Source organism: Chitiniphilus purpureus (assembly GCF_025642115.1).
In the GTDB taxonomy this organism is placed as follows: domain Bacteria; phylum Pseudomonadota; class Gammaproteobacteria; order Burkholderiales; family Chitinibacteraceae; genus Chitiniphilus; species Chitiniphilus purpureus.
The window spans coordinates 1793195-1818812 of record NZ_CP106753.1 but is presented as its reverse complement, the minus strand read 5'-3'; the positions used below and the strand labels follow the sequence as shown (position 1 = coordinate 1818812).

Below are 25618 nucleotides of genomic sequence, written 5' to 3'. Positions count from 1 at the left end.
CGGGTCGACCCCCGCATGCTGGTGCCATACGCCTTGAGCCAGGAGCACCATCATGGAAAACACACCGCTGCAGACGTTGTTCATGTCCGAGATCGGCCTGCTCAGCCTGTTCACGATCGGCTTCATGATCGTGATGGCGGCATACCTTTTCTATTTTGTCCGGCGCAATGTCCGGCAAGAGACCGCGGCGCAGCGCGAACGCGAAGCACGGCACTGAGCCGTGATACGGCAGCGCCGGCATGAGCCTGTGTCGATCCAAGCGCCCGTTGGGCGCTTCCTATTTGGCGAGCAGGTAGAAGCGCTCGCGCGCATCGTCGCCGCGGCGAGCCCCCTGCCACAGCACGGACTCGTCCGGCAGGGCAAGGCCTTGATGGAGCTGCCAGCGGCACGGCCTGCCGTCGTATCTGCGCAGCTTGAGCTCGGTGAAGTAGTCCAGTGACACCACCATCGCCTGCGGGGTACTGCTCACATCCAGGCAACCGCTGCGTTCACCCCAGGCGGCCGCGAGCCCGGTGGCCACTTCCCGATAGCTCTTGGTCTCGTCGAGCCACGGTTGCCACAGCCCGATCAGCACGCCCCAGAATAAGGTGACGCCACAGGCCCAGTTGGTCACTGCCAGCCGCCCTAGCGGGCGCTTGCGTGCCAGCACGCCCCACCACACCACGCTCAGGATTGCGGCAAAGATCAGCCCGGGCACGGCCACCGACGGCACATGATCCGGATTCAAGGCTTCGATCCGCTGCAGCAGCTGCGGCGGCATGCCGGTATGCAAAGCAAACCAGGCGAGCCATAACACCAGCGCGCCGATGCCGAAGGTCATCATGCCGAACCAGTTGAGCGCGGCCGCAGCGCCACGCTGCAACGCATCGATGCTCGCGGTGGCCAGCAATGCCAGCGGCACGAGCAGCGGCAGCAGCGAGTAGTCGCGCACTTCACCGGCACATGCAAGCCAAACCAGCGTCAACCCGGCCATCAGTGCCGGCAGCGCGATCCCGGGCTCCCGCCACTGCCGCCGGTTGGCCCAGATCCCCCAGATCGCCAGCGGCAGCGCCGGCCAGGTGAACCACGGCACCGTCGCGATCAGAAAACCGAAGCGGTGGAACCAGCGCAGGTGCGCAAACCCGCCAAAGGGGCCCAGTGCGTCGAAACGCCACCAGGCATCGAACGCCGCCGTGCTGAACTGATGCAGCCACAGTGCCCACACCGCCGCGATCGGCAACGACACCACCAGCGCGGTGACAAAGGCTGCCAGGAACACCGCGCGACGCCACGGCTTGAATATTGGCAGCAGCAGGGCGGATGCCAACGCCAGCAGGAATTCGGCCCAGCTTGCGCCCAGCAGCAGCACCAGCCACGCCAAACCCAGCGCCAGACCGGCCAATACCGGCCGGCGGGTCGAATGCGCAAGCGCGAACGCATGCCAGGAGAAGGCCGCGACCAGCAACACCTGAGGCGCCAATTGATGCCCCCAGATGACCAGCCCGACCGAGCCGATCAGCACCACCACCGCCACCCGGCCCTGGCGCCGGCCATACAGCTCGCGCCCGGCCAGCCCGATCCCCCACATCGCCAATGCCATCCAAAGCCCGGTGGCCAGCCGACCTGCATCGTGGATATCCATCCCCAGCCGCGACAGCGGCCATGCCAATACGGCCGCGGACCAATAGTAAAGCGGTGCGAACTCGAGATAGGCCACGTCGGCAAACCGGGGCAGCACCCAATAGCCGTCCTGGACGAAACGCTTCACCACTGCCGCGGTTTCCAGCTCCGCCGGCTTCCAGGGATCGTGCCCGACCAGGCCGGGCAACAGCCACAGCACGCACAGCAACACCAGCAGCCAGGGCTTCTGGCTGGGAACGACAGAGACTTCGCGCTCGGCCGGCGGCACGTAGGTCAGCATGCAGGTATCTCGTGTTGTGCAGCCAAGGATTATCGCCCAAACCGATCGTCGGCGCAGATAGCAAAAAAGGCAGCCGAGGCTGCCTTTTGCGGACGGACGCTGTGCTTAGCGGGAGCCGTACATCGCGTACTTCTGGCGGAACTTCTCCACGCGGCCGGCGGTATCGACGATCTTCTGCTTACCGGTGTAGAAGGGATGCGATTCGCTGGAAACGTCCAGGCGCACCACCGGATAGTCCTTGCCATCGGTCCACTTCATCGTCTCGCCGCCCTTGACCTGCATCGTGGAGCGGGTCAGGAATTTGAAGTCGACGCTGGCGTCGTAGAAGATCACTTCCTTGTAGTCGGGATGGATACCGTCTTTCATTTTCGTTCCTTGTCTGCATAGGCGCGCCGGGGTTGTGCCGACGCAAAACGGCGATTATTTCAGAAGCCCGCTGTTACCGCAAGGCTTTGCGCGGCTCAACGCCGCATCGAGTCGAAGAAGTCAAGGTTGCTCTTGGTTGCCTTGATCTTCTCCTGCAGGAATTCCATCGCCTCGATGTCATCCATCGGATAGAGCAGCTTGCGCAGCACCCAGATCTTCTGCAGCTGATCCTGCGGCAGCAGCAACTCCTCGCGCCGGGTACCCGAGCGGTTGATGTTGATCGCCGGGAAGATACGCTTTTCCGCCATGCGCCGATCCAAATGGATCTCGGAATTGCCGGTACCCTTGAATTCCTCGTAGATCACATCATCCATCCGGCTGCCGGTATCGATCAGCGCGGTACCGATGATGGTGAGCGAGCCACCCTCCTCGATGTTGCGCGCCGCGCCGAAGAAGCGCTTGGGGCGTTGCAGCGCATTGGCGTCCACCCCGCCGGTGAGCACCTTGCCCGAAGCCGGCACCACGGTGTTGTAGGCGCGAGCCAGCCGGGTGATCGAGTCGAGCAGGATCACCACGTCCTTCTTGTGCTCGACAAGGCGCTTGGCCTTCTCGATCACCATCTCGGCGACCTGCACGTGGCGGGTGGCCGGTTCGTCGAAGGTGGAACTCACCACCTCGCCCTTGACCGAGCGCTGCATCTCGGTCACTTCCTCGGGGCGCTCGTCAATCATCAGCACGATCATGACGACGTCCGGATGGTTGGCGGTGATCGCATGGGCGATCTTCTGCAGCATCACGGTCTTGCCGGATTTGGGCGGCGCCACCAGCAAGCCGCGCTGGCCTTTGCCGATGGGTGCGATCAGGTCGACGATCCGACCGGTGATGTTCTCGGTGCCCTTAATGTCGCGCTCAAGCTGCAGGCGCTCGGTGGGAAACAGCGGCGTCAGGTTCTCGAACAGGATCTTGTTCTTGGTGTTCTCGGGTGGCTCGCCATTGACCTTGTCCACCTTCACCAGTGCGAAATAGCGCTCGCCATCCTTGGGCGTGCGGATCTCGCCTTCGATGGTATCGCCGGTGTGCAGGTTGAAACGTCGGATCTGGCTGGGACTGACATAGATGTCGTCCGGGCCGGCAAGGTAGCTGGTATCCGGGCTGCGCAGGAAGCCAAAGCCGTCCGGCAGCACTTCGAGCGTGCCGTCCCCGAAGATGCTCTCGCCCTTCTTGGCCTGGTTCTTGAGTAGCGCAAAGATCAGATCCTGCTTGCGCATGCGGTTGGCGCCGTCGATTTCCGTGGCCATCTCGACCAGCTGGGTGACGTGGTAATGTTTTAGGTCAGACAAATGCATGCGAATCTGCCGTAGATGCTGCTGCGGATAGGAAGGAAAGTGCGTCGGGAGAGATAGGCTGAACGGAGAACCCGTTCGAACGCGAAATTGGACTAAGGGTATACAACCGCAAAAGCCGCTGTCAACGCAGCGGCTCGATACGTGCATGGATGCGACACCCGGTTGCCCGGGTGCAAGGATCAGAGATTGCCGTCGAGGAAGGCGGTGAGTTGGGACTTGGACAGCGCGCCGACCTTGGTGGCCTTCACTTCGCCGTTCACGAACAACATCAGCGTGGGAATGCCACGGATCCCGTACTTGGGCGGCGTGGCCTGGTTTTCGTCGATATTGAGCTTGGCGACGGTCAGACGGCCGGCGTAATCGGTGGCAACCTCATCCAGGATGGGGGCGATCATCTTGCAAGGGCCGCACCACTCGGCCCAGTAGTCGACCAGCACCGGATTCTGTGCCTTCAGCACCTGGTCTTCAAAACTGGCATCGGTGACATACACGATCTGGTCGCTCATAGCGTTCTCCGTTGGGTTGGGGGCCACGGCGGCTGCATCGCCGCAGTGCGGTACCTTAGGCAATGAGGGCATTTTATCGGCTTTCAACCTGAAGCCGGAAAAAACGATTCAATCGGGCCGATAGGCAATGCCTGCGAAGGCAATGCCTTACAAGGCCGCACCCACGGCATCGGCTAGGCGCTCGACCGCGGTGATGGTCATGCCGTCGATGGCTTGCCTGGGCCGGTTGGCCTTGGGCACGATGGCCTGGGTGAAGCCAAGCTTGGCCGCTTCGCGCAGGCGCTCCTGCCCGCGTTGCACCGGTCGTACCTCGCCGGCCAGCCCCACTTCGCCGAACACGATGAGCTTGTCCGGCAGGGCGCGGTTCTTCAGGCTTGAGACGATCGCCAGCAGCACCGCAAGGTCGGCGGCCGGCTCGACGATGCGCACGCCGCCGACAGCATTGATGAATACGTCCTGATCGAACGCGGCGATCCCGGCATGGCGATGCAGCACCGCCAGCAGCAATGCCAGCCGGTTCTGTTCCATGCCGACCGCCAGCCGCCGCGGCTGCGGCGAATGCGCGTCGTCGACCAGTGCCTGCACTTCGACCAGCATCGGGCGGGAGCCCTCCTGGGTGACGAGCACGCACGAGCCCGGTACAGGCTCGCGATGCTGCGACAGGAACAGCGCCGACGGATTGGACACCTCGCGCAGGCCCTTGTCCGTCATTGCGAACACGCCCAGTTCGTTGACCGCGCCGAAGCGGTTCTTGATCGCGCGGATCAGCCGGAAGCTCGAATGGGTGTCACCCTCGAAATAAAGCACCGCGTCGACGATGTGTTCCAGCACCCGCGGGCCGGCCAGTGCCCCCTCCTTGGTGACATGGCCGACCAGCAGGATGGTGGTGCCGGTACGCTTGGCATAGCGGGTCAGCTGCGCCGCACATTCGCGCACCTGGGCCACGCTGCCGGGCGCGCTGGTCAGCGCTTCGGTGTAAAGCGTCTGGATTGAATCGATCACCGCCACATCCGGCTTGACCTGCGTCAGGCCGTTCAGGATCTTTTCCAGGCCGATCTCGGCAAGCAGCGCCACCGGGGCATCGCCCAGCTGCAGGCGCCGTGCGCGCAATGCGATCTGTTGCGGGGATTCCTCGCCCGAGACGTACAGCACCTTGCGGTTGATTGCGAGGCGGGTCATCGCCTGCAGCAACAGCGTCGATTTGCCGATGCCCGGGTCGCCACCGATCAGCACCACGCCGCCGGGCACCAGCCCGCCGCCCAACACCCGGTCCAGTTCGTCAAGGCCGGTGGCGGTGCGGGGCAGTTCAGCAGTCTCGACGTCGGCAAGCTGCCGGATCTGGCCATCGGCGGCCAGCGACTGGAACCGCCCGGCAGTGGCACCAGTGTCGGCAACCGTCTCGACCAGCGTATTCCACTCGCCGCAACCAGGGCACTGCCCCTGCCATTTGGGGGATGTGGCGCCGCAGGCCTGACAGCTGTAGGAGGTCTTTTGCTTGCTCATCGCCGGATGATACACGCGCCGTCGCCCGCACCACTGCGCAGCACGGGCGGCAGGCCACGATACGGCCGTCAGATGTACTGGAACAGGCTCAGGCTCTGCACCTTGGAAAAGGTACTGCGCGCGGCGTCCAACAGCGTCTGGTTCTGGGCAAAGTCGCTGATGGTCTTGGGCCAGTCCAGATCCTGCAGTTTGGACAGGGTCTGGCTGTGCTGCAGGTTGATGTCCTCGTTGGTATCGCGCACCGAGTCGGTCTCCAGCATGCGCGCGCCAATGCCGGCCTGCGTGGAGAGCACGGTGTCGAGCGAATTGGACAGGTGCTTGATGATGGTGTTGAGCCGGTTCTGGAACACCGCCTGACCGGTGCCCCCCGCATCGGTGTTATAGCTTTTCAGCGCCGATGAGAAATCGGCCAATACCGAGAACATGTCGGTGTTGACGCTCGCCTCCAGGGTGAACGAATCGCCGGTCTTGGGTGCCCCGGTGATGCTTACCTTCACCCCGAAGTCCCAACCCGCCACGAGGGGGGTCGTCTCGCCGGGCAACTGGCGGAACTCGATGTCGCCACCGCTCTTGAACACCCGGGGATAGCTGTTGGCACCCGGCGTCGCCGGGCGCGCACCGCCGCCGTAGTCGTAACCATCGATCATCGAGCGGTTGTAGTTGGGATTGGCCGACCCGTCGGGCAGGTTGGTGCGGTTGTCGATGATGTCGTAATGGGTCAGCGGCGTCCCGCTCGGATTGGCCGGATCGGGGATCGAATTGAAGTCGATCCGGAAATCACGCATGTTGGCTGCGTCGGCCCACTTGTTCGGATCGAGTACCTCACCGGTGCTGACCAGGCCGGTTCCGGTATTGCTGGCGGCGGCGGCCGCCTGGAAGGTGCCGTTCCCGGTCGTCACCTTCTGGAAGAGCTGGCTGCCGGCCTCCGACACCGGAATGGCGCGCGCCGCCGAGATCTGCACACTGCGCTGTCCATCGTCGCCGTTGTACGCCACGTTGCCGAAGCTGGTTTCGGTGAAGGGCTTGGTATCGCCCCGGAAACCGGAGAACAGGTACAGACCGTTGCCGTCGGTGGTGTTGGCCAATGCCAGCAGCTCCTGGTAGCGCCCTTGCAGCTCGCTCTCCAGCATCGCCTTCTCGTTCTTGGTCAGCGTGGGGTTGCCTGCGTTGATCGCAAGTTGCTGCACATTCTGGATCAGCGTGGTGACCTGCTTGAGCGTCGCCTCGGTCAACGACAGCGACGAATCCGCGCTGTCGCTGTTGGTCGAGAACTGGGTATTGAGCGCCTGCGCCTGGGTGACCGACAGCGCGCGCGCCGAAGCGATCGGGTCATCGGACGGGCTGAGGATGCGCCGGCCGGTCGAAAGCTGGTTCTGCAGATGCGCCTGTTGCGTCATCAGCCGCTGCAGACCCTGGGAGCCGATGTTGTAGATGGTGTTGGTCGCAACGCGCATGATCCCTCCTTAGCTTGCGATGTTGGCGATCTGATCGAACGCTTCCTGCGCGATCTGGATCACCTTGCTGGCTGCCACATAGGCTTGCTGGTAGCGCAGCAGATTGGCGGCCTCTTCGTCGATGTTCACCCCGGCAACCGCATCGCGCGCGGTCTCGGCCTGGGCGAGGATGGCGTCCTGCGCATCCGACATCACCTGCGCCTCGTTGGTCTGGATGCCGATGGTGCTCACCATCTGGCCGTACGTTTCCTGGTACGTCGAGGTGCCGCCATTCAGGATACGCCTGGTTTGCAGCGTGCCGAGCGCCAGTGCGTTCCGATTGTCGGCGCTGCCGGCGACATTGGGTTTGACGTTGATGACATCACCCACTGCAGGCTGGCCGTCAAGCTTCATGCTCCAGCCGTTGAAGTTCACCTGCATGCCCGCGGTATACGTCTGCGGCGCGCTGGTCACACCGGTCACGGTATCGGTGATGGTGAAGGTGGCCGCGCCGGTGAACTGGATCGAGACCGGATTCTTCAGCGCCGGATTGATCGCGGCATCGGTGGTCACGGCACTGGGTGCATCCACCGCCGGCTGGGTGATGGTGAGCTTGCCGGTATTGGCCGCGGCTTGCGAGGCCACGATCGGCGAGGCTGCCGCCACATTGCGCGGATCGCTGATCGCCACCCCCATGCCACGTATCAGTCCTTCCAATGGTTTGACGGTGAAACGGTCACCTGCGTTCATTGTCCCGCTGTCGATACGCAGCGCCAGACCGTCGTGCTGGATGCCGGCCGCCATCTGCGCCGGCGTGAACACCGTCTTCTGGCCGTCCTTCTGCCGGGTGAGCACGTAGTTGGTGCCATCGAAACCGAATTCGTAGTTGCTGTTGGTCAGCTTGGCCACATCGCTGATATAGCCGCCCAGCTCTGCATTGCCGGTGTTGAGCGTGTTGAAATCGATGTTGCCCAATGCCGGCGGGAACGACCAGTCGGTGCTGCCGGCGCTGCCCGGCGCCCCCGCGGTGAGTTGCACGGTGACACCAAGCGCGGCGTGGCCACCGGCAAGCTGTGCCGGCGTGATGCTGACGCTCTGATTGTCCGACAGGCGCCGCAACGTGTAGTTGGTGCCATCGTAGGCCAGTGCGAAATCCGATCCCGGGATCGCGGTCGGCGGCGCAGTGACACGGATGGTGGCCCCGTTCAGCGTGGTATCGAACGCATTGGCCGTCGGCAACGAAAAAAAGTCGGTGCCGATGTTGCCGTACAGGTCCTGTCCGGCGCTGTGCTGGGCGTTGAATGTCTGGGCAAAGCCGAGGGCGACCTGCGCCAGGCTGTTCCTGGCCAGATCGAGCGAGGCTGACCGGTAGCGCAAGAGCCCTTGCAGCTGCCCACCCTCGAGCTGGCCTTCGGGCAGGTAGACATTGTTGCCGTTCTGCTTGTACACCACCGCAAGACGCGACGGATCGGCCGGGGACGGCTCGGCGGCAAGCTCGATGCTCTGCCCGCCCACCACCAGGTTCTGGCCGTTGCCGATGAAGACATTCAACGTGCCATCGCTTTGCGTCACCGTGGTGGCCTTGATGTAGCGGTTCAGATCGCGCAGCGCCTGGTCACGCTGGTCGAGCAGATCGTTTGGCGTCTGGCCGGAAGCGGACTGGATCGAGATCTGGCGGTTCAGCTCGGCGATCTGCCGGCCCACCGCGTTGATATTGCCCACCGTGTTGGTGATCTCGCCATTGAGCGTGTCGTAGCTTTCGGCAAGGCGCTGCTCGAACGTCTGGAAGCGGTTGACCAGCGTCTGGGCCGAGGCGATCAGCGCGGAACGCGCAGCCGTATCCGCCGGATTGGTCGAGACGTTCTGCACCGCGGAGAAAAAGCTCTGCAGCGCGGGCGAAACGCCGGCGGTGGGATCGGCGACGACGTTGTCGATCTCTTCCAGGTGCGACAGATAGGTCTGCAGATAGCTCGCCGTGGCCTGCGAGGTCTGCACCTGCCGCGTCAGGAACTGGTCGTACACCCGCTGCACGCTGTCGATCTTCACGCCCAGCCCGACAAAGCCGCTGCCCGTCATCTGCGGGTACGGTGCGCTTTGCTTGAGGTACTGACGCGAATAGCCAGGGGTATTGACGTTGGAAATGTTGTGCCCGGTCGTCACCAACCCCAGGTTGGCGGCATTCAGGCCGGAAACGCCGATACTGAAAACACTCGATGCCATATCGTTACTCCCAGTTCATCCATCGGCTGGGTCAGCCGATTCTTGAGCTGTCCTGCAACCGGGCCACCTGGACGGCGACCCGCGTGAATTTGTCGGCATAGCGTGGGTCGGTGGCGTAGCCCCCGGCCTGCAGTGCCGCACCGTATCCGCCCGCATCCTGCGCGAGTGCGCCCTGATAGCGCCGCTCGATCAGCGCGGCATAGTCGGCGAACGCCTCGGCGTAGCTGTCATACGCCCGGAAGCGCTCGACCCGTTTCTGCGGCACGCCGTGGATGAATTCGGTGGTGGTGACCTCGGCGGTGCGGCCTTGCCAGTCACCGCCGGCCTTGATGCCGAACAAGTTGTGGCTGTCGTTGCCGGCCGCGTCGCGGATCGGTTTTCTGCCCCAGCCGGTTTCGAGCGCGGCATGCGCCACCAACAGCGACGGCGCCACCCCAAGCCGTTCGGCGGCAGGCCCCGCAGCATTGCCGATGCGATCGAGAAACTGTGCTGCGGCATCTTTTGCCGTAGCGGCGGCCACCGGCGCGGCAGAATTCGCCGCCGCCGCCGCCGCCTGCCGCACCGGCGCCGTGACGGCCAGCTGGGCGCGCCCGGTGCGGGGTTGGTCGAGCAACGCCGGATTGGTCTGCACCTCGATCTGCCGCAGGATCGCGTCGGCCAAGCCCGTACCACCGCTGCGTGTCCAGCTTTGCGCCAGCTGCTGGTCGTACATGCCACGGAACAGGTCGATGCTCGAATTGCTCGATTCGTCGAAATGCGTGCTCGCTTCGCGCATGGATTTGAGCATCTGCTGCACCAGCAACGCTTCGAACTGGCGGGCGACCTCGCGCGTGGCCGCTTTTGCATCCTGCTTGTTCAACAGGCGCAGCTGGTCGGCGCTGCGCACGTCGGCTGCAAAATCGCGCAAGGGTTGGGAAGCCGGAATCTTCAACATCGGACGTGGCTCGGCAATCGTGTACCGTTCACAGAGCAAACGCCGTGCCAGATGCACAGCGGCGGCGTCAGATCACTTCCAATTGCGCCCGCAGACTGCCGGCCGCTTTCATCGCCTGCAGAATGGCCAGCAGGTCCTGCGGGGTCGCCCCCACGGTGTTGAGCGCACGCACCACGTCGCGCAGGTTGGCGGCCCTGGGCAGCCGCACCACGCCGCCCGAATCGGACTGGATCTGCACATCCGCGTTCTGCACCGCCGCGGTCTGGCCACCGGCAAGCGGGTTCGGCTGCGAGACCTGGTTGTTGGCGTTGATGGTCACGGTCAGGTTGCCATGCGAGATGGCGCACGGTTCCACCGTCACCGCCTGATTCATCACCACCGACCCGGTACGTGCGTTGATGATGACCTTGGGTGCGCCCTCGGGAGCGCTGACATCGATATTCTCCAGGCGCGACAGGAAGGCGACACGCTGGTTGTTGTCGAGCGGGGCGCGCACCTGGATCACACGGCCATCCTGCGCTGCCGCCACCGGACCGAGTGCGCCGTTGATGGCGTTGACCATGCGGCTGGCGAGAGTGAAGTTGGTCTGCAGCAACTCCAGCTGCACGAATTCGCCCTGCCCCAGCGGGTTGGGCACAGCACGCTCGACCGTGGCACCACCGGGGATGCGCCCGGTGGCCAACTGGTTGACCTGCGTGCTTGAGCCGCCAGCCTGGGCGCCCGCGCCCGCCACGATCAGGTTGCCCTGCGCCATCGCGTAGATCTGGCCGTCCGCGCCCTTGAGCGGCGCCAGCACCAGCGTGCCGCCGCGCAGACTCTTGGCGTTGCCGATCGACGAGACAGTCACATCCAGCGGCTGGCCCGGCCGCGCAAACGCCGGTAGCGTGGCGGTGACGGTGACCGCCGCCACGTTCTTGAGCTGCAGATTGCCGCCACCGGGCACCTGGATGCCAAGGTTGCCGAGCATGTTGACCACCGATTGCACGGTGAACGGCGTCTGCGTGGTCTGATCACCGCTGCCGTCCAGCCCCACCACCAGCCCGTAGCCAACCAGCTGGTTGTCGCGCACGCCCGCCACGCTGGCCAGGTCGCGCACCTTCTCGGCGCGGGCCACTGCGGCCAGCGACAACGCGAGCATCATCCAGGCCATCATCCGCAACATTGCCCGGCTCCTTTAAAACGGCATCACATTCAGGAAGAAACGCTGCAGCCAGCCCATGGTCTGCGCATCCGCGATATAGCCGCGTCCGACCTGCTCGATGCGCGCATCGGCCACCTTGGTCGACGAGACCGTGTTGCCGGTCTGGATGTCGAACGGGTTGACCACGCCGGTGAAGCGCAGCGTGTTGACCTGGCCGTTGACCGCGATCTGCCTATCCCCCCCGACCACCAGATTGCCGTTGGGCAGCACATCGACCACCGTGACGGCAATGGTGCCGGCAAAGTTGTTGGAGTTGGTGGTCGAGCCCTTGCCCGAAAAGGTGTTGTTGCTGTTGGCCGTCACTTCGACTGGGCGCACCAGATATTTTTCGATGCTGGGCGGGATGAACGGCAGGTTGCCGGACGTGCCGTAGTTGAGCTCGCCAGTGCGGTCCGCGCTGCTGTTCGAAGTGTTGGTGGCCGACAGGTTTTCCTGCACGTTGATGGTCAACAGATCACCGATATGGCGGGCCACGCGCTCTTCGAGCAGCATGCGGGCGCTGCCGGCCTGGAAGATGGCGCCCTGGTTCTGGCTTGCCTGCAGCGGCGCCGTGGGCCGGGTGGTGGTCGGTTGCGTCACGATGCTCTTGGGCTCCATCGCGCACGCGGTGAGCAGTGCGGCCAGAAGCGCGACGCCAAGGTGTTTCATCACTGCCCTCTTCCTGGATGACGCTTAGAGCTGGGTAAGCCGCTGCAGCATCTCGTCCGAGGTGCGCACCGCCCGCGAATTGATCTCATAGGCCCGCTGCGCCTGGATCATGTTGACCAGCTCCTCAGTCACGTTAACGTTGGAGGTCTCCACATAACCCTGGTTGATCGCGCCAAGACCGTTGGTGCCAGGCTGCCCGGCCACCGGCGCGCCCGAGGCGGCGGTTTCGAGGAACAGGTTCTCGCCGATCGATTGCAACCCCGGCGGGTTGATGAAGGTGGCCAGCTGCACCGTGCCCAGCTGCGCCGGTGCGGCCGAGTTGTTGTTGACGATGGCGGTGACCGTGCCGTCCTTGCCGATGGTGAGCTTGGTCGTCCCTTGCGGCACCTGCAGCGCAGGCTGGATCTGATAGCCGCTGGCGGTGACCACATTGCCCTGGCTGTCGACCTGGAACGCGCCGTCGCGGGTATAGGCAGTGGTGCCGTCCGGCAGCGCGATCTGGAAAAAACCTTCGCCGTTGATCGCCATGTCCAGCGGGCCGTCGGTGATCTGCAAACCGCCCTGCATGAAGATACGGGCCGTGGCCACCGGCTTCACCCCGGTTCCGAGCTGCAGGCCGGTGGGCAGCTGCGTCTGCTGGCTGGTCGAGGCACCGGGCTGGCGCATGTTCTGGTACAGCAAATCCTCGAACACGATCCGTTGCCGCTTGAAGCCGTTGGTGTTGACATTCGCCAGGTTGTTGGAAATGACGTCGACATGCATCTGCATGGCGTCCATGCCGGTCTTGGCAATCCACAGCGAGCGCATCATGGTGGCGTTTCCTTATCGTCAGGGTGCGGCCTCAGGCCGACACGGCAAGAATCTGCGCGGCCGAGCGCGCATTGGTATCGGCGGTCTGCAACAGGCGCACCTGCATGTCGTAGTGGCGTTGCGCGCTGATCATGTCGACCAGTTCGTCTACCGCGTTGACATTGCTGGTCTCGATGCTGCCCGATGCGACGCGGACATTGGCATCGGCCGGCGCCGGCGCGCCGCTGCGCTGCCGGAAAAGGCCGTCGCTGCCGCGATCGAGCGTCTCAAGCGGCGGGTTGACCAGCCTGATCCGGCCCAGTTCGTTGACCTGGGCCGGGTTGTTGCGGTCGGCACCGCTGACCGTGCCATCGGCGCCGAAGGTGACGAAGGTGTTTTCCGGCACTGTGATCGGGCCAGCCTCGCCCAGCACCACCTGGCCATTGCGGGTTTTCAACAGGCCCGTGGCGTCGATCTCGAATCCGCCGTTGCGGGTATATGCCTCACCCGTATCGGTCTGGACCGCGAACCAGCCGTCGCCTTCGATCGCGACATCCAGATCGCGCCCGGTCTGCTGCAGGACGCCGGGCGTGAAATCGGACCCGGTGCTCTGCTCCACCACGAAGGCACGTGTGGGCAGCGTACCCGGGGCCAGCACCGGCACGGCGCGGAAGCTCTCCAGCTGCGCGCGAAAGCCGGGCGTGCCGACGTTGGCGAGGTTGTGCGCGATGGCTTCCTGGCGGTAGGCGCTATGCTTGGCGCCGGTCATTGCGGTGTAGATCAGCCTATCCATGGCACTGGCTATCCGGCTTACAGGTTGACGATGGTCTGCAGGATGGTGTCCTGCGCCTTGATGGTCTGGGTATTGGCCTGATAGCTACGCTGGGCGACGATCAGGTTGACCAGTTCGGCGGTCAGATCGACGTTGGCATCCTCCACCGCTGCCGCCTGCAACAGGCCCAGGTCGGTGGTGCCCGGATCACCCACGCGCGCCTGCCCCGAGTCGTAGGTCTCGGCCCACCGGTTGTCGCCCATCGGTTGCAGCCCCTGCGGGTTGGCGAAATTGGCCAACACGATCTGGCCGATCGTCTTGGTCTGGCTGTTGGAGAACTGCGCCAGGATGGTGCCGTCCTTGGAGATCGACATCCCGGTCAGCACGCCGTCCGGATAGCCGTCCTGCCTGAGCTGGTTGACGCCGAACGCGCTGCCGAACTGGGTGGATCTGGCGAAATTGACGTTGAACGTGAACGGACTCGTCGCGCCGTTGGGTGCCACCAGGTTGGTGGTGAACACGTAGCCGGCCACGCTGTCCGGGGCGGTATCGACCAACTGGCCATTGCCGTCGAAGTAGAGATAGCCCTGGGTCAACGCCCCTGCGCCGTCAGGATCCGCCATCACCGGGGCGGCACCGTCGAACGAGGTCTGCACCTCCCACTGGTTGGTGCCCACCTTGGTGAAGAAATACTGCAGCGTATGGCGCACGCCCTGGGCATCGTATACATCGGCCGAGGTGGCACTGGTATAGGTGGTCGGATCGGTGATGTTGAGCGGACCGACACCAGTGGGCGGCGCCGCGCGATCGAGAATGGGTTTGGAGGCATCCAGATTCAGCTGCATCTGCACCCCGGAATTGGAGAGACCGGAAGCGCCGGTGGCGCGCGCGCCGACGTTGCTCACCGAGACCTGCAGTGCCTGCGGCTGCCCGCCCTTGATCAACGCACCGCTCACCGGATCGGCGAGCCAGCCGGTCAAGGTCTGTCCACCGTTCACCACATTGCCTTCGCGGTCGAGCTGGAACTGGCCGTTGCGGCTGTAGGTGATCGCGCCGGACGAATCCTGCATCCGGAAAAAGCCGTTGCCAGTGATGGCGATGTCCAGCGGATTGTTGGTGGAAGTGATGTTGCCCTGGCCGAACTGCTGCGCGATGTCCTTGACGCGCACCCCGATGCCGGCAATGTTGCCGGCGGAGGCGAACGTGGCGGCAAACACGTCGGCGAACTCGGTGCGCGAAGCCTTGAAGCCCACGGTATTGGCGTTGGCGATGTTGTTGCCGATCACGTCAAGGTTCTTCGATGACGCGTTCAGCCCGCTCAATCCCTGTTGAAAACCCATTTTGTCTCTCCTGGCAAATCCTGCCGGCGCGCCATCAGGCCACGCCGTCCACCTGCGTCACGCCTACATCACCTGCTGGATGGTGTCGAACCCGACCTTCTTGCCGCTGGCCAGATTGACATTCACCCCTTCCTTGCCGAATTCCACGCTCTTGACCTGCTGCCAGCCATTCACCGTCAGGTTGACCTCCTTGCCGTCGGCGTTCAGCCCCTTGGCGACGATGAAATAGTTGCCGGCCTTGGCCTTGGTGCCATCGCTCAGGGTGCCGTCCCACTCGATCGGCATGAATTCACCTTCCTTGGCGGTGCCGGCCATCTGATCGACCACCTTGCCATCCTCGCCGATGATGGCGACGCCGACCTGGGTCACGCCCTCGGGTACCGTGACCCCGGCCTGCAGCGGCTTGGCCGGATCGAACGCGAAGGTGTCCTGGGGCGCCATCACCTGCTTGCCCACGAGCCCGGCGGCCTGGATGCTGTGCGAGGCGCTGTACGACGAGAGCAGCGTCTGCACCGCGGCGTTGAGCTTCTCGATGCCGGTGACGGTGTTGATCTGCGCCATCTGGCTGGTCATCTGCGCGTTGTCCATCGGATTCATCGGATCCTGGCTTTGCAGCTGCTTGACCAGCAGCTTGAGAAACGCGTCCTGCTGCTCCTGCATCGCGCTCTTGTCGGTGTCGGCCTTCTTGTTGAGCGCGGTGTAATCGAAACGCGTCTCGATGCCGGAGGTGCCGGGAGTGGTTGCCATGATTGCCTCCTATCAGGATTGGCCCAGCTGCAGCGTGCGCAGCATCAGCGTCTTGGCCGTGTTCATCACATCGGCGTTGGTTTGATAAGCGCGCGAGGCCGACATCATGTTGGTCATTTCCTCGACCACGCTCACATTGGGCATGGCGATGTAGCCATTGGCGTCCGCCAGCGGGTTCCGTGGGTCGTACACCAGCCGCGGCGCGCTCTGGTCCTCCACCACCGCAGCCACCTTGACGCCCGGCAATCTGGCGCGCGCGTCGAGCAAGGCGCTCTGGAACACCACCTGCCGGGCGCGGTAGGGCTGGCCGTTGGCGCTGGTGGCCGATTCGGCGTTGGCCAGGTTGCTGGCCACGGCATTGAGCCGCATCGACTGGGCCTGCATGGCCGAGGAAGCGATATCGAAGGTGCGGAACAGCGACATGGCTCAGGCTCCGGTTACTGGTTCTGCATTGCGCCGCGCAACCCTTCGATGCGTCGCTGCATGAAGGTGATCGCGGCCTGGTAACGCACGGCGTTGTCGGCGAATTCGCGCATCTGGGTTTCCATTTCCACGGTGTTGCCGTCGATGGCCCCCTGGGCAGGATTCAGATAGCGCAGCTGCGGTTCGAACGGGTCGATGCGCTGGCTGGGCTGCAGGTGGCGGGGGTCGGTATGGGCCAGCGGCGCGGTGGGTTTGGCCTCCAGCGCGGCTGCGTAGGCAGTGCCGAAATCGAAGTCGCGCGCCTTGTAGTGCGGCGTATCGGCGTTGGCGATGTTGGATGCCAGCACTTCCTGCCGGTGGCTGCGCAGTTTGAGCGCGGTCTCCTGCGGCCTGAAATAAGCGTCGATGCGTCCCAGCATGAGCGCGGTCTCCTGATAAGTCGATGCTTATCTAGCAGGAAGCGTGCCACGGGCAGTGCACCTGACGGAGCAAGGATTGAGCGGGCCGGATGCCGCCGGAAACAGCGGGAGGCGGCAATCCTTGCCGCCATGGGGACCCAAACGGCCGCATCGGACGGCCGTCGGCAGAGGCGATGGTGGCCAGACTCAGCGACGCGGCTGTTGCGGGCAGGCGGCGCAACCCTGACGCGGACATACCTTGTCCAGTGATTGCGACAGCGAACAGACGGAGCGGCGGCACGCCACGAAGCGGATCTTTTCCTCGTTGGCCAGCTCGCGATAGTGCCGCATCACGTTGTGCCCCAGGAAATCGGTGAACAGGATGATCAGATCCACGCCTTTCAGGCTGGCGGGCTTGCGCTGGTGCGCCGCATGGCGGCCGGAGACGTGCTTGTGGATCGAAATGCCGTATTGGGACAACAGCTCGGGAATGTTGCCCAGTACATCCGCCCCGACCAGATAAGCATTCATCGGATAACCCCATGCAGTGATGTTGGAAACGGCAGCGCTCGCGCTTGCCCATGTAATGAGACTAATTCTCATTCAATAAATGGCACTTGGCAAGACGGCTGGATGAATGGGCGCGAATGCGGCAATGCCGGTGGCGATCGTTCCCCGGCCAGTCACGCCGCGCGGCCCGGCCCACGATGCCGCCATCGCTACGGTGGCGCCGTGACAGCGGTGCCCGCCCCGCGCTTGCGTCCGGTCAAACCGGGACGCGTGCCGACGCGGCTTAATGGGAGGGTTTGCCGGAGACCGCCCGGCCGCCGCTGCGGCCGTTGCCGCTGCGACTCCGGCAGGCAGCCCGCCCATATCCGAAGGCGGACAGGCCCACCTGTCCGATGCAAGGAGGAACAGATCGATGCTGATTGCGATAGCCGCGGAAACACACCCAGGCGAGCACCGGGTGGCGGCAACGCCGGAAACGGTGAAGAAGTATCTGGCCCAGGGCCACACAGTGCGGGTCGAGCCCGGCGCCGGGCTTGCTGCGGCGATTGCGGACGCGCAATACGTCGCCGCCGGTGCAACGCTGGTGCCCGCCGAATCCCTTTACGCCGGCGCGGACGTGGTGCTGCGGGTACGCGCGCCCAGCGAGGCGGCATTGGCGGCCATTCCCGACGGGGCCACCGTCGTCGCCCTGTTCGAGGCGCATCGCTACCCGCACCGCCGCTGGCTTGCGGACAAGCGCCTGACCGCGTTTGCACTGGAGCGCATCCCGCGCACCACCCGGGCCCAGGCCATGGACGTGCTGTCCTCGCAGGCCAATGTGGCCGGCTACCGCGCGGTGCTCAAGGCGGTCCAGCACTATCCACGTTTCATGCCGATGCTGATGACCGCGGCCGGCACCGTCAAACCGGCACGGGTACTGATCCTCGGTGCGGGGGTCGCAGGATTGCAGGCCATCGCGACAGCGAGGCGGCTGGGCGCCATGGTCGAGGCGTTCGATGTACGTCCCGCGGCACGTGAACAGGTCGAATCGCTCGGCGCCCGCTTTGTCGAGGTGCCGTCGAGCGAGGCGGAGCAACTGTCGAGCCAGAGCGCCGCCGGTTACGCGCGCGCGATGTCGGACGACTACCAGGCACGCCAGGCGACCCTGATCGCCGCCCGTGCGTGCGAAGCCGATATCGTGATCGCCACCGCCCAGATCCCGGGCCAGCCCGCGCCGCTGCTGCTGACCGAAGCCATGGTGACGGCGATGAAGCCGGGCAGCGTGATCGTCGATCTGGCGGTGGACAGCGGCGGCAATTGCGCGCTGGCCAGCCCGGACGGCTGCCATGTGACGGCAGGCGGCGTCACAGTGCTCGGTTGCGGCAACCTCGCGGCGGAGCTGGCGGCCGACGCCTCGGCGCTCTACGCGCGCAACGTGCTCGCGTTCACGGCACTGCTTGCCGACCAGGCGGGGCACCTCGCCCCCGATCTTGCCGACGATATCCTCGCCGCCACCTGCATCGCCCACCGCGGCGAGCTCATGCCCATCTGACCCAGGAAGATCCCTCATGAACGAACCCATCATCCACGCAGCGTCCGCCGTCGCCCAGGCCGGCGGCGCCGATGCCGTCATCGTCAGCCTCACCGTTTTCGTGCTCGCCATCTTCGTGGGCTATCACGTGGTGTGGAACGTCACCCCCGCACTGCATACCCCGCTGATGGCCGTGACCAATGCCATCAGCGGCATCATCATCGTCGGCGCCCTGTTGCAGGTGGTCCGGATCGACGGGCAGGCAATCACGCTGACCAGCATCCTCGGCGCCATCGCCGTATTCCTGGCCAGCATCAACATCTTCGGTGGCTTTCTGGTCACCCGCCGGATGCTGGAGATGTTCCGCAGGAAGGAGCGCTGACATGCAGAACCTGTATGCGCTCGCCTATCTTGCCAGTGCCGTGCTGTTCATCCTGGCGCTGCGCGGTCTTGCCTCGCCAGCCTCGGCCCGCCGGGGCAATCTCTATGGCATGTCCGGCATGGGCATCGCGGTCGCGACCACGCTGTTCGTGGCACCAGGTCCGGTACTGTGGCTGATCGGTCTGGCGGTGGCGGCCGGTGCGGCGGTGGGGGCTTGGCGCGCCCGCACCGTGGCAATGACGGCGATGCCCGAACTCGTCGCCGCCATGCATTCGCTGGTGGGCCTGGCGGCCGTGCTGATCGCGGTGGCGGCGATCGAACATGCCGGGGTGTCGCACAGCCTCATCCAGAAAGTCGAGCTGTTCCTGGGTGCCGCCATCGGCGCAATCACCTTCACCGCCTCGGTCGTCGCCTGGGGCAAGTTGTCCGGGCGCTTTGCCGCCAGACCGGTGCGCTTTGCCGGCCAGCATCTGATCAACCTTGCCGTCGCGCTGGCCCTGCTGGGTTTTGGGATCGCCTACGTCGTCAGCGATGGCCATGCGGCCTTTCTGATGATGGTGGCACTGGCGCTGATCCTGGGCGTGCTGCTGATCGTGCCGATCGGCGGCGCCGACATGCCGGTGGTGGTGTCCATGCTCAACTCGTACTCGGGTTGGGCCGCCGCCGGCATCGGCTTCACGCTGGACAATCCGGTGCTGATCATCGCCGGGGCCTGCGTCGGTGCGTCCGGCGCCATCCTCAGCACCATCATGTGCCGGGCGATGAACCGGTCGCTCGCATCGGTGCTGTTGGGCGGCTTTGGCGCGCAGCAGAACAGCGGCGGCCATGGCGACGCAGGCGAAAAGCGCTACAAGTCCGGCAGCCCTGAGGATGCCGCCTTCCTGATGAGTAACGCCGAAAGCGTGGTGGTGGTGCCCGGCTACGGCCTCGCGGTCTCGCGCGCGCAGCACGCCCTCAACGAACTGGCCGAGCTGCTGGAGGAACGCGGCGTGAAGGTGCGCTACGCCATCCACCCGGTGGCCGGCCGCATGCCCGGCCACATGAATGTGCTGCTGGCCGAAGCCGAGGTGCCCTACGACAAGGTGCTGGAGATGGAGGAGATCAACAACGAGTTCGCCACCACCGACGTGGTGCTGGTGATCGGTGCCAACGACGTGGTCAACCCGGCGGCCAAGACCGATACCGCAAGCCCGATCTACGGCATGCCCATCCTGGAAGCGTACAAGGCGCGCACGGTGCTGGTGGTGAAGCGCTCGATGGGCGCGGGCTACGCCGGGCTCGACAACGACCTCTTCTACATGGACAAGACCATGATGGTGTTCGGGGATGCCAAGAAGGTGGTCGAGGGCATGTTGCAGTCGGTGCACTGAGCCGCCACGCAGCATCCGTCGTTGCGCCGGCGCGCATGGCGGCACGCGTCGGAGCGGAACCGCGCCACGATCATCCGGGCCCGGCGCGGCGGTTTCCCGACCGCCCCGCCCCACCATCGGCGGCGGCCTTGCGCGCCTTGTGTCGAGCAGGCCCGGCCGGGTCAGCCCGACCATGGCACCCGGGCGCCAACGCGATGGCCAACAGCACCGGTGCGTCGCGGTTGCGCTGTCACATCACGACTTTTGCCGCACCGCACAACCACCCACCTGCCCGGGCAAGGGCGCAGCGCGGTCGAAGGCCGCCCGGCCACCACACTGCCACCCCGGATCGGTCGGATTCACCGCTACATCAGGGGGTTGGCGCAACACGACCTTGCCGGTCACTTGGCTGGAGTGACCGCCTGACTGGCCGGGCTTGTGCCCCATCACGTTTCGCGGAGTCTTGGCGCCTGTCGGGTGATTGTGCAAATGCACAATGCATCGACGGACCCCATGCGCCAGCAAGAGCGGCGCCTTTCCGACAAGGCCCATGACTCGGCCTGGGCCATGATCAAGGAGTGCACCATGCAACGTCATACCTTGTGGGGAGCGGCCTGTGCGGCCTTGCTGCTCGCGCAGGCGGTCGGCGCCGCTGTCAAGGATGTCCGTGTTGTCTGGGATGCCAACCCGACGAGCGAAGCCGTGGTCGGCTTTACTCAAAGCGGTGCTGCCAGCGGCCAATACGTGAAATATGGCACGACCACCGATGAGTCCGGCTGGCAGAACAGCGGCAGCGCCATGGCGCGCACGTTCAAGTCCAGCCTGACCAGCCACTTTGTCCGCCTCAACGGGCTGACAGCCGCTACCGAATACTATTTCCGCGCCTGCGACAGCAGCGGCTGCAGCGAGCCCCATCTGTTCCGCACCGCACCAGCCGGCAATGAGCCCATGACCTTCATCGCCGGCGGTGATTCGCGCACCAACCGCAGCGTGCGCCAGCAAGGCAACCGGCTGGTGCAGAAGGTGCGGCCGCATTTCGTGATGTTCAGCGGCGACATGACCGACAACCACAGCGCCAACGAAGTGGACGCCTGGCTGAGCGACTGGACGCTGACCTTCACGCCGACCACCGTCAACGGCGTCGTCTACCGGCAGGTCCACCCGCTGATCCCGACAGTGGGCAACCATGAAGCTATGGCTGTCCACCCAGCAGGGCGCGCGGCTGCGGCTGGTCGCCGGGCCGATCAAGCCTCTGCCCCCATTCAGGCAGCGACGCTGAGCACCACCTTGCCCAGGTTGCGGTTGCCGGCCAGCCACGCGTGCGCCGCGGCGGCATCGGCCAGGGCGAAGCTGCGATCCGGGGTCGGCCGGATACGGCCCTCAGCCAGCCGCGGCAACAGCCAGGGCCACAGCGCAGCCGCCAGCTGCGCCTTGCGCACCGACGGCAGCGCCCGCAGTGTCGAGCCCAGCAGCCGCTGCCGCTTGACCAGCAGCAGCCCCAGGTTGATATGCGCTTCGGTGCCGCGCAGCACGCCGATCAGCACGATGGTGCCATCGCGGTTCAGGCAGGCCTGGTTGCGGGGCAGATAGTCGCCGCCCACGGTATCCAGAATCAGGTCCGCCCCGCCCCAGGCCTTGACGGCCTCGGCGAACGCCTCGGTGCCATGGTCGATGGCAAGCCCGGCGCCCAGCGCGCGGCACCATGCGCATTTGTCCGCGCCGCCGGCGGTCGCCGCCACGGCGGCGCCCCAGACGTGTGCCAGCTGGATGGCCGCGGCGCCGACGCCGCTGGCACCGGCATGGATCAGCACGCGCTGCTGCGCCCGCAGGCCGCCGAGTTCGACCAGATTGAGCCATGCGGTGAGCCATGCCTCGGGCAGGCCGGCTGCGATCTCCCAGGACAGCGCGGCAGGCTTGTGCACCGCCAGCCCGGCATCAAGCACGCAGTATTCGGCATAGCCACCGCCTGCCACGAGGCCGAATACCGCGTCGCCGACCCTGAATCCGTGGGCCCCCTCCCCCAGCGCGGCCACTTCGCCGGCGATCTCCAACCCCAGGATGGGCGATTCGCCCGCCGGGGCCGGGTAGCGCCCGGCCGCCTGCGCAAGGTCAGCGCGGTTGACGCCAGCGGCGTGCACCCGTACCAGCAGTTGGCCCGGGCCGGGCGAGGGGCGTTCGGTCCGCCCCAGCTGCAAGGGTCTGCCGGGGCCGGACTGCAGGATCGCCTGCATCGTCGTCATCGGTTCAGGTCTCCGAAATGCCGGCCAGCGTCTCCTGGACCGACTGGTGCGGCAGTGCGAGGTATTCGTGGCTCTGCATCTCGGTCAAGCGGCTGGCGGTGCGGAAGAATTCGCCGGCCTGCGGGCCCTGGATGTACAGCGCCTCGACCGGCACCGCGGCCGACAGGATGAGCTTGACCCGATGGTCGTAGAACACATCGACCAGCCAGGTGAAACGGCGTGCCGGGTTGGACTGGGCCGCGCTCAGCTGCGGGATGTCGGAAACGATGACCGTATGGTATTCACGCGCCAGCTGCAGATAGTCGGCCTGGCCACGGCCCTCGCCGCACAGCGTGGCAAAGTCGAACCAGACAATGCCCGGCGCATGGCGTCGCGCGCTGACACGCCGGCCTTCGATCTGCAGTGTGCTGCTCAGGTCGCTCCCGGTGCTGATCGCATCGAACAGCGTATCCAGTTCCGCCTGCGCCGCCGCATCGTGAGGCACCAGGTAGGTCCGTGCGGCGGTCAGCGTGCGCATCCGGTAGTCGACGCCGCCATCGACATTGAGCACATCGAGCTTCTCCTTGAGCAGCGCGATCGCCGGCAGGAAGTTGGCGCGCTGCAGCCCGTTGGGGTACAGATTGTCCGGCGCGTAGTTGCTGGTGGCGACCAGCACCACACCGCGCGCGAACAGCTGTTCCAGCAGCCGGCGCAGCATCATCGCATCCGCGATGTCCGAGACATGGAATTCGTCGAAGCACAGCACCCGTACCGCCCTGGCCCATTTCTCGGCCACCTTGGTCAGCGGGTCACTCGCACCTTGCAGCCGCCGCAGCTCGGCATGGACTTCCTGCATGAACTGGTGAAAGTGCAGGCGCTTCTTGCGGCGGTACGGCAGGCCGGCATAGAAGGCATCCATCAGAAAACTCTTGCCGCGCCCCACCCCGCCCCATAGGTACACCCCGCGTGGCAACACCGGCTGCGGCAGCAAGGAGCGGCCGAACAACCGGTTGCGCTTGCGCTTGAACTCGACCAGCTCCTGCCACAGCGCCTCCAACCTGGCGATGGCATCCGCCTGGGCGTGGTCGTGGATGAAGCCGGGCAGGCCGGAGAGGCCCCGGTACCAGGCCAATGGGCTCGTGCCCGCCGCAGGCGGGGAAATGACGTGGTGCGACATGGTGGACCTGGCGAAATCCTGCAATTATACGCGGCGGCCGAGATGCCGCTTTCCGCGCGCAGTGTTCCACAGCGCATCCATCCCCAACAACCGCGAGTCCATGAGAACCCAACACCTTGCCGCATTGAGTGCGGTCTTCGCACTGTCCCTCGCCCACGCATGGGATGGCGAGCCCGGCCCGATCGAGCCCGGCAGCGAAGGGGCGGCGATCTACATCAAGCCCATCGACCCCCAAAGACCCAAGGCGGGCCTGAGCTACTCCAAGGAGGAGGTCACCGCGCTGAGCACCGAATTCGTCGTGCATTTCCTGAAGCAGTACCGGAAATTCGGCGTCCTGGCGAACATGAACGCGCATGCGGCCCGCCCGCACCTGTACTCCAACCTGCTGCGGTACTTTAAAGACGAGGCGGCACTGGGCGCCACGCTGCCCGAGGGACTGTCCGACGCGGTCGAAGCGGGCGTGAAGCTGGGCATCGAGCGCGCGGCGCAGCATTAGGCACGGCGGATGCAAAAAACCCCGGCGGGATGCCGGGGCTTTTTTCCGATGACCGCCTTGCCGCTAGGCTGTATCAATTCCTGGTAATGAGGATCGGCGACGCCCATTCCAGGACAACGTTCTCCCGCTGGAAGGGACCGGTCACGTTATAGGTGCCTTCCCGGTAGCCGCGTTTAATCGTGCCGACGGCCACGGGCCCATCCTTGATCTTAAGCAGGCTCAGGCGGCCGAACGATTCGGCGCTGACCCGATCCGGCTTGCGGCAGAACATGACCGACCCGTCGAGCCATTCGAGCGGCGTGCCGACGGTGCGGAACTGGATAGCAAGGGCATCGTCCGGCAGGTCCTCCGGGGCCAACATGCGTTCGATCACGCTGAGCGGAGCACCGTCATTCTGCAGTGAGCTGTAGAGCCCCACGGTGCCATCGCCAGCGACCGCCCCCATTACCGGCACCTGCCGACCGGAGGTCGGGCGCACGCTCACGCCGGCATTCTCGACAATCCGATGCAGGGGCTCGCCGAAGATCTGGGAGAGCTGCGCCGCCTCCTCGAGGGTGAGCTTGCGCGACCCGGAGAAGGTCAGGGACAGCTGGGAATGCCCGAGTCCCATCTTCTCGGCCAGGCCACGGAGTGACAATTTCCGCTCCGACATGAGACTTTCGAAGTAGCGCCGGTTGATCTCGCCCACGTGCCTGTTCCGCTGCTTGAAGTTACAGCGCGGACGCTTCGGATGCCAGGTACTCGGCCACGCCCTGGGCGTCGGCCTTCATGCCTTTCTTACCCTTGTTCCAGCCGGCCGGGCACACTTCGCCATGTTCTTCGGTGAACTGCAGCGCATCGACGGTACGCAACGTTTCGTCGATGTTGCGGCCCAGCGGCAGGTCATTGACCAGCTGGTGGCGCACCACGCCACTGCGGTCGATCAGGAAGGTGCCGCGCAGCGCCACGCCGTCGGCGGACTCCACATCATAGGCACGCGCGATCTCGTGCTTGAGGTCGGCCACCAGGGTATAGCCCACCGGGCCGATGCCGCCCTTGTCGACCGGAGTGTTGCGCCAGGCGCTGTGGGTGAACTGGCTGTCGATCGACACACCGATCACTTCCACATTGCGCTTCTTGAACTCTTCGAGCCGGTGATCGAAGGCGATCAGCTCGGACGGGCACACGAAGGTGAAGTCCAGCGGATAGAAGAACAGGACAGCGTACTTGCCCTTGATATGGTCCTGCAGATGGTACTGATCGACGATCTGCCCGTTGCCGAGCACGGCAGCGGCGGTGAACGAGGGAGCTTGCTTGCCAACGAGAACGGCCATGGGAGGTCTCCTGTATGACGCGATATTGAATGGGGGAACGGCAGGGAACAGCGGCGACGCCGCCGCCTGCGACAACGCATCCCAAACGCTGTCGCCGCCGAACTAGAATGTGGGCGCAGCCAAAGATAGACGCTTCG

Annotated in this window: 27 protein-coding genes and 1 pseudogene; 6 read left to right on the top strand and 22 right to left on the bottom strand. The window is 65.0% G+C overall.

The features are described 5' to 3' along the window. Nucleotides 1-52: 52 nt before the first annotated feature. Nucleotides 53-217, top strand: a complete 165-nt coding sequence (locus tag N8I74_RS08450) for a DUF3149 domain-containing protein (protein ID WP_263126453.1) — start codon at nt 53-55, stop codon at nt 215-217. A 60-nt stretch (nt 218-277) separates the two neighbouring features. Here N8I74_RS08450 and N8I74_RS08445 read toward each other — a convergent pair whose 3' ends face one another. The 17 genes from N8I74_RS08445 to N8I74_RS08365 form a co-directional block, all read right to left on the bottom strand. Further along, nucleotides 278-1900 (bottom strand): ArnT family glycosyltransferase, encoded by a 1623-nt coding sequence (locus N8I74_RS08445; protein WP_263126452.1) that lies wholly within the window; start codon nt 1898-1900, stop codon nt 278-280. Nucleotides 1901-2005: 105 nt separating this feature from the next. Further along, nucleotides 2006-2266 (bottom strand): type B 50S ribosomal protein L31, encoded by a 261-nt coding sequence (locus N8I74_RS08440; RefSeq protein ID WP_263126451.1) that lies wholly within the window; start codon nt 2264-2266, stop codon nt 2006-2008. A 95-nt stretch (nt 2267-2361) separates the two neighbouring features. After that, nucleotides 2362-3612: a transcription termination factor Rho gene (gene rho / locus N8I74_RS08435; RefSeq protein WP_263126450.1), complete on the bottom strand. Its 1251-nt coding sequence runs from the start codon at nt 3610-3612 to the stop codon at nt 2362-2364. A 179-nt stretch (nt 3613-3791) separates the two neighbouring features. Next, nucleotides 3792-4118: a thioredoxin TrxA gene (trxA, locus tag N8I74_RS08430; RefSeq protein ID WP_263126449.1), complete on the bottom strand. Its 327-nt coding sequence runs from the start codon at nt 4116-4118 to the stop codon at nt 3792-3794. A gap of 147 nt (nt 4119-4265) precedes the next feature. Further along, the gene (gene radA / locus N8I74_RS08425) at nt 4266-5621 is read right to left on the bottom strand and encodes a DNA repair protein RadA (protein WP_263126448.1); all 1356 of its coding nucleotides are present in this window, start codon (nt 5619-5621) and stop codon (nt 4266-4268) included. 68 nt (nt 5622-5689) lie between these two features. After that, the gene (gene flgL / locus N8I74_RS08420) at nt 5690-7075 is read right to left on the bottom strand and encodes a flagellar hook-associated protein FlgL (protein ID WP_263126447.1); all 1386 of its coding nucleotides are present in this window, start codon (nt 7073-7075) and stop codon (nt 5690-5692) included. Nucleotides 7076-7084: 9 nt separating this feature from the next. Then, nucleotides 7085-9274: a flagellar hook-associated protein FlgK gene (gene flgK / locus N8I74_RS08415; protein WP_263126446.1), complete on the bottom strand. Its 2190-nt coding sequence runs from the start codon at nt 9272-9274 to the stop codon at nt 7085-7087. A 31-nt stretch (nt 9275-9305) separates the two neighbouring features. Then, nucleotides 9306-10208 (bottom strand): flagellar assembly peptidoglycan hydrolase FlgJ, encoded by a 903-nt coding sequence (flgJ, locus tag N8I74_RS08410; RefSeq protein WP_263126445.1) that lies wholly within the window; start codon nt 10206-10208, stop codon nt 9306-9308. A 67-nt stretch (nt 10209-10275) separates the two neighbouring features. Beyond that, nucleotides 10276-11370 carry a flagellar basal body P-ring protein FlgI gene (locus N8I74_RS08405; RefSeq protein WP_263126444.1) on the bottom strand — a complete coding sequence of 365 codons (1095 nt, stop codon included), beginning with the start codon at nt 11368-11370 and terminating at the stop codon, nt 10276-10278. A gap of 12 nt (nt 11371-11382) precedes the next feature. Continuing rightward, entirely contained in the window at nt 11383-12057 is a 675-nt protein-coding gene (locus tag N8I74_RS08400) for a flagellar basal body L-ring protein FlgH (RefSeq protein WP_263126735.1), read from the bottom strand. 24 nt (nt 12058-12081) lie between these two features. After that, the gene (flgG, locus tag N8I74_RS08395; protein WP_263126443.1) at nt 12082-12867 is read right to left on the bottom strand and encodes a flagellar basal-body rod protein FlgG; all 786 of its coding nucleotides are present in this window, start codon (nt 12865-12867) and stop codon (nt 12082-12084) included. A gap of 31 nt (nt 12868-12898) precedes the next feature. After that, nucleotides 12899-13639, bottom strand: coding sequence for a flagellar basal-body rod protein FlgF (flgF, locus tag N8I74_RS08390; protein ID WP_263126442.1), 741 nt, complete (start codon nt 13637-13639; stop codon nt 12899-12901). Between the two features lie 17 nt (nt 13640-13656). Continuing rightward, nucleotides 13657-14958, bottom strand: coding sequence for a flagellar hook protein FlgE (gene flgE, locus N8I74_RS08385; protein WP_263126441.1), 1302 nt, complete (start codon nt 14956-14958; stop codon nt 13657-13659). A gap of 63 nt (nt 14959-15021) precedes the next feature. Further along, the gene (locus N8I74_RS08380) at nt 15022-15705 is read right to left on the bottom strand and encodes a flagellar hook assembly protein FlgD (RefSeq protein ID WP_263126440.1); all 684 of its coding nucleotides are present in this window, start codon (nt 15703-15705) and stop codon (nt 15022-15024) included. A gap of 12 nt (nt 15706-15717) precedes the next feature. Continuing rightward, the gene (gene flgC / locus N8I74_RS08375) at nt 15718-16128 is read right to left on the bottom strand and encodes a flagellar basal body rod protein FlgC (protein ID WP_263126439.1); all 411 of its coding nucleotides are present in this window, start codon (nt 16126-16128) and stop codon (nt 15718-15720) included. 14 nt (nt 16129-16142) lie between these two features. Then, the gene (gene flgB / locus N8I74_RS08370) at nt 16143-16547 is read right to left on the bottom strand and encodes a flagellar basal body rod protein FlgB (RefSeq protein ID WP_263126438.1); all 405 of its coding nucleotides are present in this window, start codon (nt 16545-16547) and stop codon (nt 16143-16145) included. 186 nt (nt 16548-16733) lie between these two features. Next, on the bottom strand, nt 16734-17057 hold the full coding sequence (locus tag N8I74_RS08365; RefSeq protein ID WP_263126437.1) for a DUF2325 domain-containing protein: 324 nt from the start codon (nt 17055-17057) through the stop codon (nt 16734-16736). Nucleotides 17058-17448: 391 nt separating this feature from the next. Between N8I74_RS08365 and N8I74_RS08360 the strand changes: the two genes are divergently transcribed. From N8I74_RS08360 to N8I74_RS19470, 4 genes and pseudogenes are all read left to right on the top strand, one after another. After that, nucleotides 17449-18567: a Re/Si-specific NAD(P)(+) transhydrogenase subunit alpha gene (locus N8I74_RS08360; RefSeq protein ID WP_263126436.1), complete on the top strand. Its 1119-nt coding sequence runs from the start codon at nt 17449-17451 to the stop codon at nt 18565-18567. A gap of 16 nt (nt 18568-18583) precedes the next feature. After that, nucleotides 18584-18928, top strand: coding sequence for a proton-translocating transhydrogenase family protein (locus N8I74_RS08355; protein ID WP_263126435.1), 345 nt, complete (start codon nt 18584-18586; stop codon nt 18926-18928). 1 nt (nt 18929) lies between these two features. Further along, nucleotides 18930-20297, top strand: coding sequence for an NAD(P)(+) transhydrogenase (Re/Si-specific) subunit beta (locus tag N8I74_RS08350; RefSeq protein ID WP_263126434.1), 1368 nt, complete (start codon nt 18930-18932; stop codon nt 20295-20297). A 468-nt stretch (nt 20298-20765) separates the two neighbouring features. Beyond that, nucleotides 20766-21143 (top strand): annotated as a pseudogene (locus N8I74_RS19470) (hypothetical protein); the annotation flags it as partial. Nucleotides 21144-21148: 5 nt separating this feature from the next. Here the strand turns inward: N8I74_RS19470 and N8I74_RS08345 are convergent. From N8I74_RS08345 to zapE, 3 genes are all read right to left on the bottom strand, one after another. Then, nucleotides 21149-21397: a hypothetical protein gene (locus N8I74_RS08345; RefSeq protein ID WP_263126433.1), complete on the bottom strand. Its 249-nt coding sequence runs from the start codon at nt 21395-21397 to the stop codon at nt 21149-21151. A 141-nt stretch (nt 21398-21538) separates the two neighbouring features. Further along, nucleotides 21539-22516, bottom strand: a complete 978-nt coding sequence (locus N8I74_RS08340) for an NAD(P)H-quinone oxidoreductase (RefSeq protein ID WP_263126432.1) — start codon at nt 22514-22516, stop codon at nt 21539-21541. A 4-nt stretch (nt 22517-22520) separates the two neighbouring features. Beyond that, nucleotides 22521-23672: a cell division protein ZapE gene (gene zapE, locus N8I74_RS08335; protein ID WP_263126431.1), complete on the bottom strand. Its 1152-nt coding sequence runs from the start codon at nt 23670-23672 to the stop codon at nt 22521-22523. 100 nt (nt 23673-23772) lie between these two features. Here zapE and N8I74_RS08330 point away from each other — a divergent pair, with 100 nt between their 5' ends. After that, on the top strand, nt 23773-24168 hold the full coding sequence (locus N8I74_RS08330) for a hypothetical protein (RefSeq protein WP_263126430.1): 396 nt from the start codon (nt 23773-23775) through the stop codon (nt 24166-24168). A 73-nt stretch (nt 24169-24241) separates the two neighbouring features. Here N8I74_RS08330 and N8I74_RS08325 read toward each other — a convergent pair whose 3' ends face one another. Further along, nucleotides 24242-24856 (bottom strand): helix-turn-helix domain-containing protein, encoded by a 615-nt coding sequence (locus N8I74_RS08325; protein WP_263126428.1) that lies wholly within the window; start codon nt 24854-24856, stop codon nt 24242-24244. Between the two features lie 22 nt (nt 24857-24878). Then, nucleotides 24879-25481 (bottom strand): peroxiredoxin, encoded by a 603-nt coding sequence (locus N8I74_RS08320; protein ID WP_263126427.1) that lies wholly within the window; start codon nt 25479-25481, stop codon nt 24879-24881. Nucleotides 25482-25618 lie beyond the last annotated feature (137 nt).

Excerpts from the sequence above, each read along its gene's own strand:
- flgG (WP_263126443.1), bottom strand. The coding sequence starts at position 12,867 with ATGATGCGCTCGCTGTGGATTGCCAAGACCGGCATGGACGCCATGCAG.
- N8I74_RS08440 (WP_263126451.1), bottom strand. The coding sequence starts at position 2,266 with ATGAAAGACGGTATCCATCCCGACTACAAGGAAGTGATCTTCTACGAC.
- N8I74_RS08350 (WP_263126434.1), top strand. The coding sequence starts at position 18,930 with ATGCAGAACCTGTATGCGCTCGCCTATCTTGCCAGTGCCGTGCTGTTC.
- N8I74_RS08400 (WP_263126735.1), bottom strand. The coding sequence starts at position 12,057 with ATGAAACACCTTGGCGTCGCGCTTCTGGCCGCACTGCTCACCGCGTGC.
- radA (WP_263126448.1), bottom strand. The coding sequence starts at position 5,621 with ATGAGCAAGCAAAAGACCTCCTACAGCTGTCAGGCCTGCGGCGCCACA.
- N8I74_RS08445 (WP_263126452.1), bottom strand. The coding sequence starts at position 1,900 with ATGCTGACCTACGTGCCGCCGGCCGAGCGCGAAGTCTCTGTCGTTCCC.
- N8I74_RS08320 (WP_263126427.1), bottom strand. The coding sequence starts at position 25,481 with ATGGCCGTTCTCGTTGGCAAGCAAGCTCCCTCGTTCACCGCCGCTGCC.
- flgE (WP_263126441.1), bottom strand. The coding sequence starts at position 14,958 with ATGGGTTTTCAACAGGGATTGAGCGGGCTGAACGCGTCATCGAAGAAC.
- N8I74_RS08340 (WP_263126432.1), bottom strand. The coding sequence starts at position 22,516 with ATGACGACGATGCAGGCGATCCTGCAGTCCGGCCCCGGCAGACCCTTG.
- N8I74_RS08405 (WP_263126444.1), bottom strand. The coding sequence starts at position 11,370 with ATGTTGCGGATGATGGCCTGGATGATGCTCGCGTTGTCGCTGGCCGCA.
- flgL (WP_263126447.1), bottom strand. The coding sequence starts at position 7,075 with ATGCGCGTTGCGACCAACACCATCTACAACATCGGCTCCCAGGGTCTG.
- flgC (WP_263126439.1), bottom strand. The coding sequence starts at position 16,128 with ATGTCGCTGTTCCGCACCTTCGATATCGCTTCCTCGGCCATGCAGGCC.
- flgJ (WP_263126445.1), bottom strand. The coding sequence starts at position 10,208 with ATGTTGAAGATTCCGGCTTCCCAACCCTTGCGCGATTTTGCAGCCGAC.
- flgF (WP_263126442.1), bottom strand. The coding sequence starts at position 13,639 with ATGGATAGGCTGATCTACACCGCAATGACCGGCGCCAAGCATAGCGCC.
- N8I74_RS08360 (WP_263126436.1), top strand. The coding sequence starts at position 17,449 with ATGCTGATTGCGATAGCCGCGGAAACACACCCAGGCGAGCACCGGGTG.
- N8I74_RS08450 (WP_263126453.1), top strand. The coding sequence starts at position 53 with ATGGAAAACACACCGCTGCAGACGTTGTTCATGTCCGAGATCGGCCTG.
- N8I74_RS08380 (WP_263126440.1), bottom strand. The coding sequence starts at position 15,705 with ATGGCAACCACTCCCGGCACCTCCGGCATCGAGACGCGTTTCGATTAC.
- N8I74_RS08365 (WP_263126437.1), bottom strand. The coding sequence starts at position 17,057 with ATGAATGCTTATCTGGTCGGGGCGGATGTACTGGGCAACATTCCCGAG.
- trxA (WP_263126449.1), bottom strand. The coding sequence starts at position 4,118 with ATGAGCGACCAGATCGTGTATGTCACCGATGCCAGTTTTGAAGACCAG.
- N8I74_RS08330 (WP_263126430.1), top strand. The coding sequence starts at position 23,773 with ATGAGAACCCAACACCTTGCCGCATTGAGTGCGGTCTTCGCACTGTCC.
- flgB (WP_263126438.1), bottom strand. The coding sequence starts at position 16,547 with ATGCTGGGACGCATCGACGCTTATTTCAGGCCGCAGGAGACCGCGCTC.
- rho (WP_263126450.1), bottom strand. The coding sequence starts at position 3,612 with ATGCATTTGTCTGACCTAAAACATTACCACGTCACCCAGCTGGTCGAG.
- flgK (WP_263126446.1), bottom strand. The coding sequence starts at position 9,274 with ATGGCATCGAGTGTTTTCAGTATCGGCGTTTCCGGCCTGAATGCCGCC.
- N8I74_RS08355 (WP_263126435.1), top strand. The coding sequence starts at position 18,584 with ATGAACGAACCCATCATCCACGCAGCGTCCGCCGTCGCCCAGGCCGGC.
- zapE (WP_263126431.1), bottom strand. The coding sequence starts at position 23,672 with ATGTCGCACCACGTCATTTCCCCGCCTGCGGCGGGCACGAGCCCATTG.